Origin of the sequence: Streptomyces sp. PTY087I2, from assembly GCF_001687325.1 — a bacterium.
Taxonomy (GTDB): domain Bacteria; phylum Actinomycetota; class Actinomycetes; order Streptomycetales; family Streptomycetaceae; genus Streptomyces.
Window position 1 is genome coordinate 234,819 of record NZ_LZRD01000003.1, and the last position, 17,647, is coordinate 252,465.

16 protein-coding genes are annotated in these 17,647 nt (G+C 71.5%); 7 read left to right on the forward strand and 9 right to left on the reverse strand.

The features are described from left to right. The first annotated feature begins 59 nt into the window (after positions 1-59). Together A3Q37_RS04510 and A3Q37_RS04515 are read left to right on the forward strand one after the other, a co-directional pair. Positions 60-4,343, forward strand: a complete 4,284-nt coding sequence (locus tag A3Q37_RS04510; protein ID WP_141693548.1) for an AAA family ATPase — start codon at positions 60-62, stop codon at positions 4,341-4,343. Continuing rightward, positions 4,340-5,206, forward strand: coding sequence for a hypothetical protein (locus A3Q37_RS04515; protein ID WP_065477744.1), 867 nt, complete (start codon positions 4,340-4,342; stop codon positions 5,204-5,206). Before A3Q37_RS04510 ends, A3Q37_RS04515 begins: the two co-directional genes overlap by 4 nt. A 79-nt stretch (positions 5,207-5,285) precedes the next feature. On the opposite strand, the gene msrB is transcribed toward A3Q37_RS04515, so the two are convergent. The 4 genes from msrB to A3Q37_RS04535 form a co-directional block, all read right to left on the reverse strand. Next, positions 5,286-5,693, reverse strand: a complete 408-nt coding sequence (msrB, locus tag A3Q37_RS04520) for a peptide-methionine (R)-S-oxide reductase MsrB (RefSeq protein ID WP_006128431.1) — start codon at positions 5,691-5,693, stop codon at positions 5,286-5,288. Positions 5,694-5,744: 51 nt separating this feature from the next. Continuing rightward, positions 5,745-7,145 carry a UDP-N-acetylmuramate--L-alanine ligase gene (gene murC / locus A3Q37_RS04525; RefSeq protein ID WP_065477747.1) on the reverse strand — a complete coding sequence of 467 codons (1,401 nt, stop codon included), beginning with the start codon at positions 7,143-7,145 and terminating at the stop codon, positions 5,745-5,747. A 73-nt stretch (positions 7,146-7,218) separates the two neighbouring features. Continuing rightward, positions 7,219-7,671: an indole-3-glycerol phosphate synthase gene (locus tag A3Q37_RS04530; RefSeq protein WP_176711342.1), complete on the reverse strand. Its 453-nt coding sequence runs from the start codon at positions 7,669-7,671 to the stop codon at positions 7,219-7,221. A gap of 162 nt (positions 7,672-7,833) precedes the next feature. Beyond that, positions 7,834-8,622 (reverse strand): pyrimidine reductase family protein, encoded by a 789-nt coding sequence (locus A3Q37_RS04535; RefSeq protein WP_065477753.1) that lies wholly within the window; start codon positions 8,620-8,622, stop codon positions 7,834-7,836. Between the two features lie 37 nt (positions 8,623-8,659). Between A3Q37_RS04535 and zapE the strand changes: the two genes are divergently transcribed. From zapE to A3Q37_RS04555, 4 genes are all read left to right on the forward strand, one after another. After that, positions 8,660-9,754, forward strand: a complete 1,095-nt coding sequence (zapE, locus tag A3Q37_RS04540) for a cell division protein ZapE (protein WP_079137656.1) — start codon at positions 8,660-8,662, stop codon at positions 9,752-9,754. A 92-nt stretch (positions 9,755-9,846) separates the two neighbouring features. After that, positions 9,847-10,272, forward strand: coding sequence for an OsmC family protein (locus tag A3Q37_RS04545; RefSeq protein ID WP_065477764.1), 426 nt, complete (start codon positions 9,847-9,849; stop codon positions 10,270-10,272). Between the two features lie 139 nt (positions 10,273-10,411). Next, positions 10,412-11,785 carry an alkaline phosphatase PhoX gene (locus A3Q37_RS04550; protein WP_065477768.1) on the forward strand — a complete coding sequence of 458 codons (1,374 nt, stop codon included), beginning with the start codon at positions 10,412-10,414 and terminating at the stop codon, positions 11,783-11,785. A 74-nt stretch (positions 11,786-11,859) separates the two neighbouring features. After that, positions 11,860-12,759, forward strand: a complete 900-nt coding sequence (locus tag A3Q37_RS04555) for a polysaccharide deacetylase family protein (RefSeq protein WP_079137657.1) — start codon at positions 11,860-11,862, stop codon at positions 12,757-12,759. A 26-nt stretch (positions 12,760-12,785) separates the two neighbouring features. On the opposite strand, the gene A3Q37_RS04560 is transcribed toward A3Q37_RS04555, so the two are convergent. Then, positions 12,786-13,766 carry a helix-turn-helix transcriptional regulator gene (locus A3Q37_RS04560; RefSeq protein ID WP_065477775.1) on the reverse strand — a complete coding sequence of 327 codons (981 nt, stop codon included), beginning with the start codon at positions 13,764-13,766 and terminating at the stop codon, positions 12,786-12,788. Positions 13,767-13,855: 89 nt separating this feature from the next. Here A3Q37_RS04560 and A3Q37_RS04565 point away from each other — a divergent pair, with 89 nt between their 5' ends. Then, on the forward strand, positions 13,856-15,091 hold the full coding sequence (locus tag A3Q37_RS04565; protein WP_065477778.1) for an MFS transporter: 1,236 nt from the start codon (positions 13,856-13,858) through the stop codon (positions 15,089-15,091). A gap of 67 nt (positions 15,092-15,158) precedes the next feature. On the opposite strand, the gene A3Q37_RS04570 is transcribed toward A3Q37_RS04565, so the two are convergent. Genes A3Q37_RS04570 through A3Q37_RS04585 form a run of 4 tightly spaced genes read right to left on the reverse strand, consistent with a single transcriptional unit; the run spans position 15,159 to position 17,633 of the window. Next, on the reverse strand, positions 15,159-15,380 hold the full coding sequence (locus A3Q37_RS04570; RefSeq protein ID WP_176711343.1) for a hypothetical protein: 222 nt from the start codon (positions 15,378-15,380) through the stop codon (positions 15,159-15,161). After that, positions 15,377-16,045, reverse strand: coding sequence for an ABC transporter (locus tag A3Q37_RS37630; protein ID WP_065477781.1), 669 nt, complete (start codon positions 16,043-16,045; stop codon positions 15,377-15,379). Before A3Q37_RS37630 ends, A3Q37_RS04570 begins: the two co-directional genes overlap by 4 nt. Then, positions 16,042-16,956 carry an ATP-binding cassette domain-containing protein gene (locus A3Q37_RS37635; RefSeq protein ID WP_255311737.1) on the reverse strand — a complete coding sequence of 305 codons (915 nt, stop codon included), beginning with the start codon at positions 16,954-16,956 and terminating at the stop codon, positions 16,042-16,044. The genes A3Q37_RS37630 and A3Q37_RS37635 overlap by 4 nt, the downstream gene beginning before the upstream one ends. 2 nt (positions 16,957-16,958) lie before the next feature. Beyond that, positions 16,959-17,633 carry an AIM24 family protein gene (locus tag A3Q37_RS04585; RefSeq protein WP_065477996.1) on the reverse strand — a complete coding sequence of 225 codons (675 nt, stop codon included), beginning with the start codon at positions 17,631-17,633 and terminating at the stop codon, positions 16,959-16,961. Positions 17,634-17,647: the final 14 nt, after the last annotated feature.

Sequence of the window (17,647 nt, forward strand, 5' to 3'; positions counted from 1 at the left end):
CCCGTAGGGTGACCATGACGAGGCTCCACAAAAGGTGTTGGCGGGACCGAAGGATGCGAATGCGCCGTCAGGCATTGGTCGTCGGGGTGGAGGGACCGGCCACGGACCCCGCAGACGAATCGCCGCCCCAGTGGCAGCCGCTCATCTACGCGACACAGCACTCGCGACGGTTGCGCGAGGTACTGGCAGAGCAGTACGCGTACCTTCTCCTGGAGCCCGTTCCGGACCCCGCCTCCACCGCCGCCGCCCTGGAAGACGCACTGACACACGCGGTCAAGGACAGGGCCGACTTCACGATCATCCATGTGCTGGCGCACGGAAAACTCGCACGCGAAACCCGCAAGGTCTACGCCGTGGGCGGCGACGGCCGGCTCACCACCGACTCGCTGAGTCGCTGGGTCGACATGGCGGAGCGCCCGGCCACGGCCGGAGAGGACGCTCCGGCCGTACTCCTCGTCCTGGACCTGTGTCACGCCGGTGCCGTCTCGGCAGACCAGCTGCGGTCCCTGCTCCACCCGAACCACCGACGTGTCTGGGTGCTGGCCGCCTGCCAGACCGACGAACCCGCCTATGACGGTCGTCTCAGCATCGCGGTCGACGAGGTGCTCCGCGGTTTCGCCTCCGGCGCCCTGCCGCTCGACGAGTCCCTGCCGTACATCCCGATCGCCCGGTTCTGCCGCGAAGTAGCCCGTCATGTGGAGGGGCAGAGCGCGGGTGGCATTCAGCAGACTGTCGTACGCCCCCTCGCCCCTCTCGGTGATGACCTGTCGCACCTGCGGTTCTTCCCGAACCCGCGACACGACCCGGCCGGCTCGCGCTTCCGCAGCGGTGTGGACCCTGCCGTGTTCACGGTCCTCGACGACGTGGCGGACACCCGCCATTTCGTCATCAGGGCCGCCGGCGGCGAGGAACGAGTCGACATCACCGTTCCGTCCTTCACCGGGCGCAGTGACGAACTCCGCGCTCTGACCGGGTGGTTGGAGGGGCAGGGGGCATCGCTCCGGGTGGTCACCGGCGTGCCGGGCGTAGGTAAGTCAGCACTGGTCGGAGCACTCGCCTGCGCCGCGCACCCCTTGTTGCGCGAGGCCACGGAACAGGTGTGGCGGACATCGGGAGGAGACCTTCCCGGGATGGCCGAGGGCCTGGCCGTCGTGCATGCGCGACGGCGCAGGGTCCCCGAGATCCTGTCCTCGCTGGCCGCACAGTGGGGCGTGGAATCCCCCGGCCCAGGTCTGCCGTGGACCACCCACCGGCTGATGGTCGCCCTGCACGCGAGGCCGGAGCCTCCGAGTCTCATCGTGGATGCCGTGGACGAGGCCGAGCATCCGGCCGATCTCGTCGCCACCGTGCTGTCGCCCTTGGCGTCGGCCCGGCGACCGGACGGTCAGCCGTTGTGCAGGATGCTCGTCGCGACGCGCCCCGAAACGGGACTCGGGTCTCTGATCGAGACGGCCCGTGCCCAAGGCGGCCTGATCGACCTGGGCGAGGTCCCGGTCCAGCGCCTGCGCAAAGACCTGGTGCACTTCGTTCGCCGTACGTTGCGCCCGGCGGACGGGCGCGTCTCGCCCTGGTGCTCGCTCGCGGCGGCCGAGAGCCTGGGGGAAACGCTCGCGGACACTTTGCTGAGTGGGACACGTGAGTGGGGTGAGTTCCTGGTCGCGGGGCTCTACCTGCGGCTTCTTCGGGACCGGGGAACACCGCCCGCCACGAAGGAGGAAGCGGAGACGCTGGGCAGGGCCGTGCCCAGATCCCTCGACGGGGTCCTCGACCTCGACCTGGAGCTGGCCGCCCGGCCGGGCCTGCACGAGATGCTTGCCACGCTGGCCTGGGCCGAGGGCGCGGGTATGCCGGAGAGCCTGCTCGGCCACGTCGCGGCCGTTAAGCCCGGCTCGGCCGGGGAGGAGCAGCCGGACACCGCGCATCTCCTGTACGCCGTGCGCTTCTACCTGCGGCGCAACGTCGACCGTGAAGGCACCCCGGTCTACCGCCTCTTCCACCAGGGGCTGGCCGACCGGCTCCGCGAGCGGTCCGAACTGAACGCCGCGACGGTCTGGGAACGCCTGCTCGCGACGGTGGGCACGACCGGCTCGGGCCGACGGCGCTGGGCCAGCACCGAGCCGTACCTCCTGCGGCACGCCGCACGGCACAGCGCGCTCGCCGGCAGGCTGGGAGAACTTCTTCAGGACGGCGAGTTCCTGGTCCACGCCGACCCGGCTCCCCTGGCCGAGGAGCTGTATCACGGTGAAGGCGGCCCGCACGGCGCGGTCTACCTCACGTCGTACGGCGCCCATCACAGCGGTCCGCCCGACCAGCGGCGCGACATCCTGGCCGTCGACGCGACCCGGCACCAGCAGTACCGGCTGGCTGCCGAACTCACCCAGGACACCGGTCGGCGCATTCTCTGGACGGCGGGCCGGTCCCTGCACACCGGCCTCCTGACGACGCTCACGGGTCACCGCGGCATGATCCGGGACCTGACGACCCTGGAGATCCACGGCCGCCCCCACGCCCTGACCGCCGGACAGGACGGAACAGCTCGGCTGTGGGACCTCGCCTCCGCCGCGCCGACGCTGGAGCTCGACCACCACGGCTCTCCGGTGGGCGGGGTGGTGGCCGGGCGGACCGATGGCGGCCGGCTCGCCGTGACCGGCTGCGACAACGGTGAGCTGAGGGGGTGGGACCTGGCCACGGGACACCTCCTGTGGACGGTCCGTGCCCACCGGGGGCCGGTCCGGTCCCTGGTGGCCGTGCGGTACGGGTGGACACCCGCAGTAGCCAGCGCCGGTGGCGACCGGGTGATCCACTACTGGGACATCGCCACCGGCGCCCACCTGTCCAGTGTCGAGGTGTCCGCGCTGATCACTCCGGTGAAACGGATGTCCTGTGTCGCACTGGAAGGCAAGGGCGACTACGTGGTCGCCCAGCACGACATCGTCGAGGTGCTGTCCGTTCAGGGCGACAAGGCGTTGATACCGCCGTACGCTCAACCGCACGCGACGTACTACTGCTTCCTCGACCTGGGAGAAGGCCTCGAACCGGTCCAGGGCGACTCGGACGGCAACATCCTGGCCGGTCCGGCCATCCTCAACGCGGACCACGCCGACGCCGTCAACGATCTGGCCGCCGTCGCGCTGGACGGCTCCGTGTACGTACTCAGTGGCGGCGCGGACGGCATCGCACGGCTGACGCACACCGACGGCAGCAGTCGCCAGGTCGCGAGCCACACGACGGCGATCACCCGTGTCGCCGTCGTGCCGGAAGCACACGGGACCCGCATCCTGACGGCGAGCGAGGGCGGCACGGTCCGTGTCTCGGATGCGGCGGGGCACGAGATCCCGCAACGCCATCCCGGGCACACCCACGCGATCAACGCACTCACCTTGCTGCCGGACGGCCGTCTGGTCTCGTGCAGTGAGGACGGAACCCTGGCCCTGTGGAACGCGGAAAGCGGAGTCGGACACCGGGTGCTCCTGTACCGGGACGACATCCCGGCACCGGACAGGGCCACCAGCGTCGCAGTCCTGGAGGCCGGAGAGCATCCGCGGATCCTCGCCTCCTGCGCACTCGACGGAATCGCGTTGTGGGACACGAACGCGCAGGAGAACCATCTCCACCGCCGCATCTTCGACGACGGCTTCCGGGCGTCCGTGGTGCTGACCGTCACGGCTCGAGGAACCACCTTCGCCGTCCACGCCTCCGAAAGCGGCGAGGTCGCGGTATCCGGGGTCGACCACGTGAACCGGATGTTCCGCCAGGACGACACTGACTCGGCCGAACCGGGAGAGCCGGACGTGCCGGAGCGCGTTCTGCTTCCCGAGTCGGGGTGTGGGCCGTGCCTGTCCCTGGCGGCCACCCCCAACCGCGTTCTCGCCGGCTATCACTCCGGTCACGTCCGGTCCGCACACCTGCTGGAACCGTCGCGGCCCCAGATCCACACCCAGCACTCCGCCGCCGTTCACACCGTCGCCGCCGTGAGCATCGACGCACAGCCGTACGTCGTCAGCGGTGACGACAAGGGCGAGGTACGCGTCACCGCCCTCGACTCCACCAGGGCGTTCACCCTGGCCGGCCACACGCGCGCGGTCTTCGCCTCCGCACCGGTCCTCCTCGACGGGCACCCGCACCTCTTCACCGGTGGGCTCGATCGCTCCCTACGGCTGTGGGACCTGCGCAACGGCAGCCAGATCGACGCCTTCTGGTTCCCGGACAGCGTGTTCGCCATCGCGGTCGCTCACGACGGTGCCCTGTACCTCGGGGTGGGCCCCGACATCATCCACATGACACTGGGTGACCACCTCCACCTGCGCCCCTGTCCCACCCCCGATCGAAGGACACCCCGTTGAATCCCATCGTGGCCGTACACGGCGTGGGCCAGTTCTCCCCCGCCCACACACCGGCAGCCATAGCTTCCGCCCGGTCGGCGGTCTGGGCCCAGGACCTCGCCACCGGACTCGGTGTCGACGTCGACCGGGTTCCGCTCACCCTTGCCTACTACGCCCACCACCTCCACCACGGCAGGCCGGTCGCTCAGGGCACGGACGAGCTGGAACTGCTGGAGCACGAGGACCCGCGCGCATTCCAGGCCCTCGTCCACTGGGTGGGGACGCTGGAAGCATCCACGGAGCTGAGGATTCCGCCCGTGACGGCCCAGGGGCGCCTCGCCGTCCCGCTCCGGCAGCTCGTCTCCGTGATCGCTGAGCGCCTCAGCCTCGACGGCCGCCTGACTCGCGCGTTCGTCGCCGCCTTCTTCCGCGACGTGGTGCGCTATCTCGATGCCCCCGACGCCCGCACCGCCGCCCGGGAGGAGGTGGCCACCACGATCACCTCGACGGGGGCCCGGGTGGTGATAGCGCATTCCCTCGGCAGCGTCGTCGCCTACGAGGCGCTTCACGCCCACCCGGAGATCGAGATCGACCTGTTCCTGACGCTCGGCTCACCGCTCGCCCTGCCCCACGGTGTCTTCGACCGGCTGGCACCGGCCCCGGTCGACGGCACCGGACAACGGCCACCCGGGGTGCGCCGGTGGGTCAACGTGAGTGACCACGGCGACATCGTCGCGATCCCCCGTCCGTTCAAGCAACGCTTCCCGATGGTGGACCTCGATCTGACGGACAGCATCGCTCCGTTCGACTTCCACCGCGCTTCTCCCTATCTGCGGTCCGCTGCGGTGGCCGCGACGCTGGCCCCCTTCCTCCCCGCCTCCTGACGCCCGGCGGGACGGAGAACGAGAGATGCCCGCACAGGTCTCCCCGTGCGGGCATCTTCGCGTTCCGTCGGCGTACGGCTCAGCTCTCGTCCGGCGCCAGCGTCAGCGAGATCGAGTTGATGCAGTAGCGCTGGTCCGTCGGGGTGGGGTAGCCCTCGCCCTTGAAAACATGGCCCAGGTGGGAGCCGCAGCGGGCGCAGCGCACCTCGGTGCGGACCATGCCGTGGCTGCGGTCCTCGATCAGCTCGACCGCGTCCGTGTCCTTCGGGTCGTAGAAGGACGGCCAGCCGCAGTGCGACTCGAACTTGGTGTCGGAGCGGAACAGCTCCGCCCCGCAGGCCCGGCAGGAGTAGACGCCCGCTGTCTTGGTGTCGGTGTACTCACCCCGGAAGGCGGGCTCGGTGCCGGCCTGGCGCAGCACCGCGTACTCGGCGGGGGTCAGCTCTTCCCGCCACTGCTCGTCCGGCTTCTCGACGTCGTACGGCACGGCTCGCTCCTCAGCTCGGCGATGTCGTCGGCTCGCTCGGTGGCCGGTCGGCTACCGGGCGTTCGACAGGTGGTCCAGGATGTGCGGGCCGAGGTCGGTGACGTCGCCCGCTCCCATGGTGAGAACGAGATCGCCGGGCTTCGCCATTCCCGCGATCGCGGCGGGTACGTCCGCCTGGTCGTGGACGGCGGTGACCTCGGCGCCCGCCGCCTTCGCCGCGTCGATGATCAGGGCGCTGGTGATGCCGGGGATCGGGTCCTCGCGGGCCGGGTAGATGTCCAGGACCACGGAGGCGTCGGCCAGGGCGAGGGCCTGGCCCATCTCGGCGCCCAGCTCCTGCGTACGGGAGAACAGGTGCGGCTGGAAGACGACCAGGATGCGGGAGTCGGCGGCCGCGCCGCGCATGGCCTCCAGGTCGGCGGTCATCTCGGTCGGGTGGTGCGCGTACGAGTCGATGACCTGCACGCCCGCCGCCTCGCCCTTGAGCTGGAGGCGGCGCTTGACCCCGGTGTAGCTGCCGAGGGCGGAGGCCAGGTTGTGCGCCGGGATGCCGAGGGCGACCCCGGCGGCCAGCGCGGCGACCGCGTTGTGGGCGTAGTGGGCGCCGGGGACCGAGACCGTGAAGGTGAGGAACCTGCCGTTGAGGAGGACGGTGACCTCGCTGGTCAGGCCGCGCGGGGTGACCTTGTGGACGCGTACGTCGGCGTCCTCGGCGGAGCCGTAGGTGACGACCTTGAGGTCGGCGAGGTCGCGGACCCGGCGGGTCAGCTCGACCGCGCCGGGCTGGTCGGCGGAGATGACCAGGGTGCCGCCGGGGACGATCTTGCCGACGAAGGTCTCGAAGGAGTCGTAGATCTCGTCCATCGAGGCGTAGTTCGCGTGGTGGTCCAGCTCGACGTTGAGGACGATCGCGACCTCGGGGTCGTACTTCTGGAAGCTGCGGTCGCTCTCGTCCGCCTCCGCGACGAAGATGTCCCCCTCGCCGTGCGTGGCGTTGGTGCCCGGGCCCTCCAGGTCGCCGCCGATGGCGTACGAGGGGGCCAGGCTCAGCGAGGAGAGGGCGACGGCCAGCATCGAGGTCGTCGTCGTCTTGCCGTGGGTGCCGGCCACCGCGATGGCCCGCAGGCCGTTCATCAGGGAGGCCAGGGCGTCCGAACGGTGGACGACCGGGACGGCCAGCTCGTTGGCCCGGAGCAGCTCCGGGTTGTCGGCGCGGATGGCGCTGGAGACGACCACGCAGGACGCGTCCTCGGCCAGATGCCGGGCCTCGTGCCCGATGTGCACGGTCGCCCCCAGCGCCCGCAGCGACTCGGCGGTGGCGGACTCCTTGGCGTCGCTGCCCGCCACCTTCGCGCCCCGCTGGGCGAGGATCTTCGCGATGCCCGACATTCCGGCGCCGCCGATGCCGATGAAGTGCGGTCGTTCCATGGCGGCGGGAATGCCGGGTGCCATCTGTACTCCTGCGGTCGTGGTTCGGGTTCCGAGTGGGGCGGCCGAGGGCCAACCCGGACCGCGCGGCTTTAGCCTATTCGCTGTGCGCGAAGAGCTTGAGCACCGGGACGCCGACCTTGTGGCGGGCCCGGGAGGCCCAGTCGCGGTGGAAGAACTCCTCGACGTAGTGCGGGGCCGTCAGGACGATGACCTCGTCGGCGCCCGCGTCGTCGACGACGGTCTTCAGCTTGTCCAGGGGGTGCTCCTCGACCACCTGTCCGACGGCTTCGGCGCCCGCCTGGCGCAGGGCCCGTAGGGAGTACTCCAGGCCGATCTCGGCAGGTTCGCGGGCCTCGCTGCCCTCCGGCTCCTCGCCCTCGCGCACCGCTTCCTTCAGCTCCCCCATCGCCACGTCGTCGATCGCGCGCAGCAGAACATCGGCCTGGTCACCGCGCGGCTGCAACAGAACGACGAACGAGATCCGCTCCTCGCCGTGGAGCGTGGTGACGAAGTCCACGTCCTCGGCCGTGAGCGGCTTCTCGATCATCAAAACGCTTGTGAACACGACAGGCGCCCTTCCGCTTCTTCGTCTCGTCGACCGCCGGCTCGACCGTCGACGGTCGTTTGCTGAAACCATCCTTCCCCGTGCTTCCACGGGGTTGCAGGGGTAAGTGTGCCCAGCCGAAGCTAAGCGGAACGGTAAATTCCGCTAACTGTCAGTCCGACGGTACCGAGAGAAGAGGAAACCGGCCTCTTCCAGCAGCGATGCCAGGAAAAAACGTTCCGGCACGGCGACCCCGGGGCCCCCGGCGATGCGCTGAGCGTCACCCGCAGTGAGCATCGGGGAGAGCGTCAGGCAGAGCTCGTCCAGCGCGCCGGCCGCCACGAACTGGCCGAGCAGCCGGGGCCCGCCCTCGGTGAGCTGGCGGCGCAGCCCCCGGGCGGCCAGCTCGCGGACCACCCGGGCCGGGTCCACCCGGGTCCCGTCGCCCGCGATCACCACCTCGGCGCCCGCCTTCCGGGCCGCCTCGATCCGGTCGGCGGGGGCGCCGGCCCCGGTCACCACGAGGGTCGGGACGAGCGGCTCGGTGAACAGCGGCAGCGAGAAGTCCAGGTCCAGGGAGCCGGTCACCACCGCGACGGCGGGCGCGGGGCCCTGTCCGGCGGCCGCCCGGCGCGCGGCGAACGCCTCCCGGGCGCGGGCCGGACGGTACCCCTCCTGCCGTACGGTCTCGGCCCCGGCGATCACCACGTCGGCCAGGCCCCGCAGGGTGCCGAAGATCCGCATGTCGGCGGCGCAGGAGATGGGCTGCGAGCGGCCGTCGTGCTGGGCGGCCCCGTCGAGGGTGGAGACCATGTTGGCGCGCAGCCAGGGGGTCCCGTCGGGGAGGCCGGCGGGGTAGGCGTACGTCTCCGCCAGCTCGTCGAGGCTCCACTCGCGGTCGGGGGCGGCGGCGGCCGTCGTTGTCAGGTCCGTCACAGGGAACAGGCTTCGCATGGGTTGCAGTCTGGCACGGGCCTTAGGGTGGAGAGTTGTGTCGTCATCCACCGCGTTTCCGGGGCAGAGCCCCCTTGCCGAAACGGCCCCGCTGTCCCTGTGCGCCCGCGAGCCGCACGTCCCCGCCGACCGTCTGGTCGCCGAGATGGTGCCTCCGCCGCGCTTCGATTCGGTGCGCTTCGACACGTACGTACCCGACCCGAACCAGCCCAGCCAGAGTGAGGCGGTCACGGTCCTTTCGGGGTTCGCCGCCGGGCTCGGCGGGGCGCACGCGACGGGCTCCGGCCGCCGCAAGTGGTTCGGGAACAAGAAGCCGGCCGCGCCGGCCGGGCCGCGCGGGGTGTATCTCGACGGCGGCTACGGCGTCGGCAAGACCCACCTGCTGGCCTCCCTCTGGCACGCCACGCCCGCCGAGCCGTCACTGAAAGCGTTCGGGACGTTCGTGGAGCTGACCAACCTCGTGGGCGCGCTGGGGTTCCAGCAGACCGTACGGACGCTCAGCGGTCACCGGCTCCTGTGCATCGACGAGTTCGAGCTGGACGACCCGGGCGACACCGTGCTGGTGTCCTCGCTGCTCAGCCGGCTCGTGGAGTCGGGGGTGGCGCTGGCCGCGACCTCGAACACGCTGCCGGGCAAGCTGGGCGAGGGCCGGTTCGCCGCCGCCGACTTCCTGCGCGAGATCCAGGGGCTGTCCGCGCACTTCCGCCCGCTGCGCATCGACGGCGAGGACTACCGGCACCGCGGTCTGCCCGAGGCCCCGCCGCCGTACAGCGACGAGCAGGTGACCCGGGCCGCGTACGCCACGCCGGGCGCGTCGCTGGACGACTTCCCGGGGCTGCTGGAACACCTGGCGAAGGTGCACCCGAGCCGGTACGGCGCGCTCACCGACGAGTTGGGCGCGGTCTGTCTGACCGGGGTGACGCCGGTGCCCGACCAGTCGACCGCGTTGCGCCTGGTGGTGCTGGCCGACCGGCTGTACGACCGGGAGGTTCCGGTGCTCGCCTCCGGGCTGCCGTTCGACCAGCTGTTCAGCGACGAGATGCTGAACGGCGGGTACCGGAAGAAGTACTTCCGGGCGATCTCCCGGCTGACGGCGCTGGCGCGTGACGCGAAGGGACTGGTGGCGCAGTAGGTTCGGGGGCGTAACGCAACGGGGCACCGCGCGCCGCGAGGTGCCTCCTGTTTATCCCGTACCACCGCGCACACCGTCCGAAGGGATCCAGCATGGCTACCACGCGTCAGGCGCACACGAACTGGGAAGGCAACCTGATCGAGGGCAAGGGGGTCGTCACCTTCGACTCCTCCGGCATCGGCGACTACCCGGTCTCCTGGCCCTCCCGCTCGGAGCAGGCGAACGGTAAGACGAGCCCCGAAGAGCTCATCGCCGCCGCGCACTCCAGCTGCTTCTCGATGGCGCTCTCCCACGGGCTCGCCGGGGCCGGTACCCCGCCCACCAAGCTGGAGACCAAGGCCGAGGTGACCTTCCAGCCCGGCACGGGCATCACCGGCATCCACCTCAGCGTCGTGGGCGAGGTACCCGGTCTCGACGAGGCCGGCTTCGTGAAGGCCGCCGAGGACGCCAAGGCGAACTGCCCGGTCAGCCAGGCGCTGACGGGCACGGCGATCACGCTGTCGGCCTCGCTGGCCTGATCTTCGCGGACGGCTGCTCCCAACGGGGGCCGTCCCAGCAGCAACACGGGGCGCGGGGGTACGCATGGTTCCCCCGCGCCTCCGTGCGTGCTACACACGTGCGGGTCACTTCACCTGTCCGCCAACAGGGAGTCACCTCATGTCAACCGCACCCCGCACCACCGCAACCCGACGTCAGGTCCTGGCCGGCAGCGGCGCGGCCGCCGCGATCGCCTTCACGGGGGCCTTCTCCGAACTCTTCGCGGGCACGGCAGCCGCGCGCGGCCACAACGGTTACGGTCCCCTCGTCCCCGATCCGGACGGTCTGCTCGACCTGCCGAAAGGGTTCCGCTACCGGGTGCTGTCCCGGGAGGGCGAGCCGCTGCGCTCCGGCGAGGGCCCGGTGCCGAGCAACCACGACGGCATGGCGGCCCTGCGGGGCCGCAACGGGCGGATCCACCTGGTCCGCAACCACGAGAACCGGCACACGGCCGAGATCGGCGTGCCGACGATTCCGGGGCTGACGTACGACCCGGCGGCCAAGGGCGGCTGTACGTCGCTGGAGCTGGACGGCCGCAACAAGGTGCTCGGCGAGCGGGTCGCCATCGCGGGTACGGCGGTCAACTGCGCGGGCGGGCCCACCCCTTGGCACACCTGGCTGACCTGCGAGGAGACCGAGGACAAGGCCGGGACCAACGGGTACACCAAGGACCACGGCTTCATCTTCGAGGTGGACGGCGCCGATCCGCGCCGCACCGGGGCCGTCCCGCTGACCGCGATGGGCCGCTTCCAGCACGAGGCGATCGCCGTCGACCCGAAGTCGGGGATCGTGTACGAGACGGAGGACGCGTTCGAGAAGCCGTTCGGGCTCTTCTACCGCTTCCTCCCCGAGAAGCCGCTCGGCGGCACCGGTTCGCTCCGGGCGGGCGGGGAGCTGGAGGCGATGCGGGTGCCGGGCGTGCCGGATCTCTCGGTCGTCCAGGAGACCGGCACGAGCTTCGACCGGATCGAGTGGGTCCCCGTACCGGACCCGCTGGCGGCCGAGACGGCGATCCGCTTCCAGGACTTCGGGCCGAAGGGCATCACGCACGCCCAGAAGCTGGAAGGCTGCTACTGGGGCGGCTCGTCGGTCTACTTCGTCTCCAGCTTCGCCCATCGCGACGAGGGCTCGGCGGCCGACCACTACGGCCAGGTATGGCGCTACGAGCCGAAGAAGCGCCGGCTGACCCTGGTGGTGATCTTCGGCCCGGACACCGACATCCAGCTGCCCGGTGAGTCCCCCGACAACATCTGCCTGGCGGCCGACGGCGGACTGATGGTCTGCGAGGACGGCGGCGGCGCGCAGCACGTGCTCGGGGTGACCCGGCGCGGCGAGGTGTACGCGATGGCGCGCGGACGCCAGAACATCGGGACGCCCGAGGAGCCGGAGTGGGGCGAGTTCGCAGGGGTCACGTTCTCGCCGGACGGCTCGACGATGTACGTGAACTGCTACACGCCGGGGACGACGTTCGCGGTGACGGGGCCGTGGTGCTGAGGTAGCCGCCCCCAGGCTCTCACCTTCGGAGCGCCGTAGACCGACATACCCATATTGTCGGATATTTTCCGTGGATGATCACTGCTGCACGGAAGATGCGGAAGACGCGGAAGACACGGAGGGCGGCGGTTCTGGCGATCGCGGGGGTGCTGACGGGCGCCGCCCTGACCGGGTGCGGGGGCGAACCCCCCGCACCCGCTCCCCCGCCCGCTTCGGCCTCCGCCTCGGCCTCCCCGCCCCCGGAGAAGCCGCCGACGATGGCGCCCGGCCCGGCGGGCCGCACGCCGGTCTTCGAGCGGAGGACGACGGACGGGGGCACGGGCGGCGGCTCGGCGGAGAAGGTCGTGGCGCTCACGTTCGACGCCGACATGACGGCCGATCAGGGCCCCCGGGCCGCCTCGGGCGAGCGGTTCGACAACCCGGGGCTGGTGGCGCTGCTGCGCCGGCTGAAGGTGCCCTCCACGGTCTTCATGACGGGGCGCTGGGCCGAGGAGTACCCGGCCCAGGCGAAGGCCATCGGCGCGGACCCCCTGTTCGAGGTCGCCAACCACTCGTACAGCCATCACGCGTTCAGCTCCCCCTGCTACGGGCTGCCGGTGGTCGAGAAGAACGCGATGACCCGCGACGTGGAACGCGCCTTCACGGCGTTCCGGAAGGCGGGCGTGCGGAACGTCGTGCCGTACTTCCGCTTCCCCGGCGGCTGTTACGACGACACGGCCCTGCGCGCCCTGGCCCCGGCGAACGTGACGGCGGTCCAGTGGGACGTGATCAGCGGCGACGCCTTCGCCACGGACGCGGACGCGGTCGCCCGACAGGTCCTGGACGGCGTCCGGCCGGGCTCGCTGGTAGTGATGCACTGCACCCGCAGCGCGGCCCCGGCCACCGAGGCGGCGGTACGCCGGATCGTGCCGGAGCTGCGCGAGCGCGGGTACCGCTTCGTGAAGGTGTCGGAACTGATGAGGGACGGCGCGTAGGCGCTGTCCGGGCCCGGGCTGGTCCCTCAGCCCGAACCGGCGACCAGTGCCTCGCCGAGCGGGGTGCGCCGGTAGAGCACCGACCGTCCGGACCGGGCGCGGACGAGCAGCCCCGCGCTGCGCAGGATGGCCAGGTGGTCTCCGACCGCGCCGGGTGCCATGGCGAGGCTTCGGGCGAGATGGCTGGTACTGGCCGGGGCGTCCAGCGCCGACAGCAGCCGGGCTCGGGACCGGCCGACCAGAGCGGTCAGCGCGTCCGGTCGGGGGACGGTCTCCTGTTCACCCCACAGGGCGGCGGTGCCGCGGGCACGATAGATCAGGGTCCGGGGCCACGGGTCTTCCGTGTGGGCGGCGATGTTCCCGACGAAGACCGAGGGGATCAACAGGAGCCCGTCACCGGCGAGGCGGACTGTTCCCACCGGGGGAAAGTGGCCGATGTCGATCCCGCCGGCCTGCCAGGCGATGCTCGGGTGCAGGCTCTCGATGGTCGTGGCCCAGCCGTGTTCGCCGATCACACCCACCCGGTGCACGACATCCCGCTCACAGATCGCTCGCAGTTGCGGCCAGTCCGGGGCGAGCAGTTCGTGCCACGCCCGGTCCATCGCCTCGGCGATCCGGGAGACGGCGTCCGGTGCGTCCAGCACTGCGCGTACGCGGGGATCACGGGCGGACGGGCCGGTCGCGGTGGTGGCGCATTCGTGGCGGGCCGCTTCCAGCGGGGTGGCCCGGATCATGGCCAGGTCGTCCGCCCAGGTCTGGTTGAGGCCACGCGGGGGCGGAGCGACGAAGTTCGGTCCGCCTCGCGGGCTGTACAGGGCGAGAGCGGCGTTCAGCTCGGTCTCGCGACGAAGCCGTTCGAAAGCCGGCAGGAGCCGGGTGGCCCAGGCTCGCGGCAACGGCCGGTCCTGGCCTGCGAGCGCGGCCAGCAGGAAGCACAGGTCCATCACCGGCGACAGCGCGAAGCGGCTGCGCAGCAGGTCCTCGACGGCGACTTCGAAGCGCAGCATCCGGCCATGTTACTGCGGGACATCTACTCCGATTCGTCCAGCGACGAATCATTGGTGAGTGACGTGAGCGCCCGGCGAGGCTGGACGTCATGACCCCAACCGCCCGGTCCGCGCAGGCCAACCACCGTGCCACCTACCGGGAGGTGCTGGCGGAGCCGCGATTCCGGCTGCTCTTCTCGACCCGCGCAGTCTCGATCACTGCGGACGCACTGCGGATCACCACGTTCTCGGTACTGGTCTTCTCGGCCACCGGCTCGGCGCTGCTGAGCGCAGTGGCCTTCGGCATCGGCTTCATCCCTCAGCTGTTCGGTTCGCTGCTGCTGGGCTCTCTGGCCGACCGGCTGCCGCCCCGCGCGCTCATTGCCGGCGGCTACGCCGTGACGTGCGTCGCCGCCCTGCTGCTCACCCTGGTGCGGATGCCGGTCGCGGCGAGCCTCGGTGTCGTGGCGCTGGTCTCCTTCGCCACGCCGGTTTTTCACGGCGCGTCGAGTCGGCTGGTCGCTCAGTCGCTGGAGGGTGACGCCTATGTACTGGGCCGGTCACTGAACAACATCGCCGGAGCGGGCGCGCAGTTGTTCGGTCTGGCGCTGGGAGGTGCGGCCGTCGCGGCAATCGGCCCGCGCCGGGCGCTCGCGGTCAGTGCCGTCCTCTACCTCGGCTGCGCGCTTGCCATCCGCATCCGGCTACCTCGGCTGCAACCAGGAGAGTTCAGCGGCACGCCCGGCGGCGCCGGGGGCGACAGCGGGGCCGTCCGCGCAAGCTTGCGGGGTGCAGGTCTGCTGCTGCGCGGACGCTCGGTGCGCCGACTGATGCTGGCCCAGTGGCTGCCCGTCGCGCTCGTGGCGGGCGCGGAGGGCATCATCGTCGCCTACGCGGGAGAACGCCGCTTCGCCCCCGGCCGGTACGCGGTGCTGATGGGCTGTCTTCCGGTCGGCATGCTGGTCGGTGACCTGCTGGTGGGTCGACTGCTGCGGCCACGCACCCGAGAGCGGCTGGTGGTCCCGTTGGTCGCGCTGGCGGGGCTGCCCCTGATCGGCTTCGCCGCCGAGCCCGGGGTGGGCGTCTCATCCTGTCTGCTGCTGCTCAGCGGCTTCGGTTACGCCTACGGCCTCGGCCTGCAACGGCCGTTCCTGGACGCCCTGCCGCAGGATGGCCAGGGTCAGGCCTTCGGTTTGCTCGGCTCCGGCAGCATGACGTTGCAGGGCGTCGGGCCGGTCTGCTTGGGCGCGGTGGCCACAGGCATGGGAACAGGCGGCGCAATCGCCCTGGCAGGCGGCGCGGTGGCGGTGGCCGCGGGCTGGATTCTCACCTGGCAGCCGAGATGAGCCACAACGTGAAGAGCCCGCCCAGGACTGCCGCTGAGAGCGGGTGCAGTGGTCCGTAAGAAACTGCCTAGCCGGAACAGGCCGTCCGGCCCGCCTCCTGCCAGGTGCAGACCGGGCAGAGCGTGGCGCCCTTCGTCGACTCCGGGTACTCCGTCGGTTCGCGGCACAGCACGCACTCGGCGTACGGAGGGCCCTCGGCGGGTCCGTCCGGTGCGGGTGGTTCGGTGGTCGGTGCGATCGGTTCCGGGGTCTCGCAGTACGTTTCGTCCACGTCCACGAGCCTACTCATCCGCGTCGGGCGGCGAGCCGGCAGACGAAGAGCGCTGCTGCCCCCGCGACGGCCGCTGCCCCGAGCGACGGCAGGACGGGCGGGTCGAACGTCCCGGTCCTTGATCCGGTGACCAGGGCCGTGACCGCGTACCGCGCCGGGGATCCGGTGGTCACGAGCGCCAGGAGCGATCCGAGCGCGGCCGCCGTGACCGACCAGCCCCGGCGGCGCAGCACCGGGCGGGTGCTGAGCGCCCCTACGGCCGCGCCCAGCAGCACGCAGCACAGGGCCGCGAGCAGGCCGGCGAGCGCGGCGGCCGGCCGGGAGACGGCGTGGGTGCCGTTGTCGGTGGCCGGGCTGCTGACGAGCACGACGAGCGCGGTGGTCACCCCGGCGAGCACCGCCGCACCGCTGGTGGCGGTGAGCAGTGCGGCCAGGTGGACCCGTCGGGGTCCGGCGGCGGCCGAGGCGACCGCCCGGGCGGCGGGTGGTTCCTGGCCGACGCAGAGGTGGACGGCCCACGCGGTGACGGGCAGCAGGGCGGCGGCCGCGACACCGAGCGAACCCAGTACGGGCTGCCCGCTCTGCACGCCGACGGCGAGGACGGCCGCGTACAGCAGGAGGGGCGCCAGCCAGCGCTGGGAGCGGGCGAGCAGGGCGGCCTGGTAGCGGAGCAGGGCGGTCATGGGGCTTCGGACACCTCGGGCTGCTCGGATACCTCGACCTGCGCGGACGGGCCCGACGGCCCACACCGCTCGGGTGAGTCGACGGACGCCACCTGCCTGATGTGCCACGGCGGACGGGCCGTCAGCAGCGCCGTCAGCAGGGCGTCGGAGTACGGCGTCGGAACCGTGAGGCGTACGACGTCCGAGGCCTCGCCGGTCACTCGGTTCCGGGTCGGGTCGCCCGGGAGGTCCTGGGGCAGCGGCGTGCCGGGCGGGCCCTCTGCCTCGATCCGGACGTCGGGGGCGGTCGCTGTCGTGGTCGGCGCCCGGTGTACTCCGCCGACTCCGGTCCGCAGCGTCAGGTCCGCCGCCCCGGCCAGGCGTCGCGGGTCGTGGTCGACGAAGACGACGGTGGCGCCCGCCGCGACGCGTTCGGCCACGGCACGGTCGAGTTCGGCTCGGGCCGCCTTGTCGAGCCCGGTCCAGGCCTCGTCCAGAATCAGCAGGTCCGGGGCGGCCAGCAGCGCCTGGGCTACGGCGACCTTCTGGCTGGTGCCCTTGGAGAGTTCGGCGAGCGGGGTGCGGGCGTGCTCCGCCGCTCCGAACCGGGTCAGCCACTCCCCCGCGCACCGCTTCGCCTCGGCGGTCCGCAGTCCGTGGATCCGGCCGAGGTGGACGAGGTAGCTGGTGGCGGTCAGGGGCAGTGCCGCCGGGAAGCGCTCGGGGACGTACGCCGTACGGGCCGGGCGGCCGGTGATCCGTCCCTCGGCGGGGGTCTCGATGCCGGCGAGCAGCCGTAACAGGGTCGACTTGCCCGCGCCGTTGCCGCCCTCGACGCGGACGAGCGCCCGGGCGGGCAGGGCGAGGTCGACCCCGCGCAGCACCCATTGGCCGGCGGGGCCGTACCGGTGCCCCACGCCCCGCAGGTCCAGGGTCAGTTGGAGGTCCTGTCGGGACGGGCCTCGCTCGGACGCACGATGACGAAGCCCTCGCCCTGGAGCATCAGCTGGACCGCCTCGCCCGAGCCGCCGCGAACCATCGAGCCGACGCTCTGGGAGCGGTGCAGGCTGGTCGTGAGCTGCTGGCTCCAGCCGACGACCGCGTCCGTGTCCACGTACACCGGCTGGGCGGCCGTCACGGGGATCACGATCGGGGTGCCCTCGCACATCAGGCCGAGCTTGCCGTACCCCGTGAAGACGCTGTTGAAAAGGCCGCCGCCGACCATTCCGGCGCCCTTCACGGTCTTGATCTCGTAGGAGAGCGTGGCGTCGAAGCACAGGACGTTGCGGCCGTTGATGGTGATGGCGTCGCCCTGGTCCAGCTCCACGATGAAACAGTTCGCCGCCTCGTGCGCGAACCATGCCTCGCCCTGGCCCCGGACCGCCATCAGCGCAAGGCCCTCGCCGGTGACCGCGCGCTTGAGCAGGCCGCCGATGCCCTGGCCCTTGCGCTCGAACTGGAGGTTGCCGCGGAAGGCGATCATCGAGCCCTGCCGGGCGTGCATCTCCCCGTTGACGGCATACTTGATCGACTTGGAGTTCTGCAAGGTCATACCGGGGGCGGTGGCCTGCTGGGCCATGTGGTCGCTGGAAAAGAGATCGCTCTTCATGCGGAGCATCCTCA

Coding starts and splice junctions, on each gene's coding strand:
- A3Q37_RS04570 (WP_176711343.1), bottom strand. CDS start 15,380: ATGAGTAGGCTCGTGGACGTGGACGAAACGTACTGCGAGACCCCGGAA.
- A3Q37_RS04545 (WP_065477764.1), top strand. CDS start 9,847: ATGGCTACCACGCGTCAGGCGCACACGAACTGGGAAGGCAACCTGATC.
- A3Q37_RS04565 (WP_065477778.1), top strand. CDS start 13,856: ATGACCCCAACCGCCCGGTCCGCGCAGGCCAACCACCGTGCCACCTAC.
- A3Q37_RS04530 (WP_176711342.1), bottom strand. CDS start 7,671: ATGATCGAGAAGCCGCTCACGGCCGAGGACGTGGACTTCGTCACCACG.
- murC (WP_065477747.1), bottom strand. CDS start 7,145: ATGGCACCCGGCATTCCCGCCGCCATGGAACGACCGCACTTCATCGGC.
- A3Q37_RS04585 (WP_065477996.1), bottom strand. CDS start 17,633: ATGAAGAGCGATCTCTTTTCCAGCGACCACATGGCCCAGCAGGCCACC.
- A3Q37_RS04550 (WP_065477768.1), top strand. CDS start 10,412: ATGTCAACCGCACCCCGCACCACCGCAACCCGACGTCAGGTCCTGGCC.
- A3Q37_RS37630 (WP_065477781.1), bottom strand. CDS start 16,045: ATGACCGCCCTGCTCCGCTACCAGGCCGCCCTGCTCGCCCGCTCCCAG.
- A3Q37_RS04555 (WP_079137657.1), top strand. CDS start 11,860: ATGATCACTGCTGCACGGAAGATGCGGAAGACGCGGAAGACACGGAGG.
- A3Q37_RS04560 (WP_065477775.1), bottom strand. CDS start 13,766: ATGCTGCGCTTCGAAGTCGCCGTCGAGGACCTGCTGCGCAGCCGCTTC.
- A3Q37_RS04535 (WP_065477753.1), bottom strand. CDS start 8,622: ATGCGAAGCCTGTTCCCTGTGACGGACCTGACAACGACGGCCGCCGCC.
- A3Q37_RS04510 (WP_141693548.1), top strand. CDS start 60: ATGCGCCGTCAGGCATTGGTCGTCGGGGTGGAGGGACCGGCCACGGAC.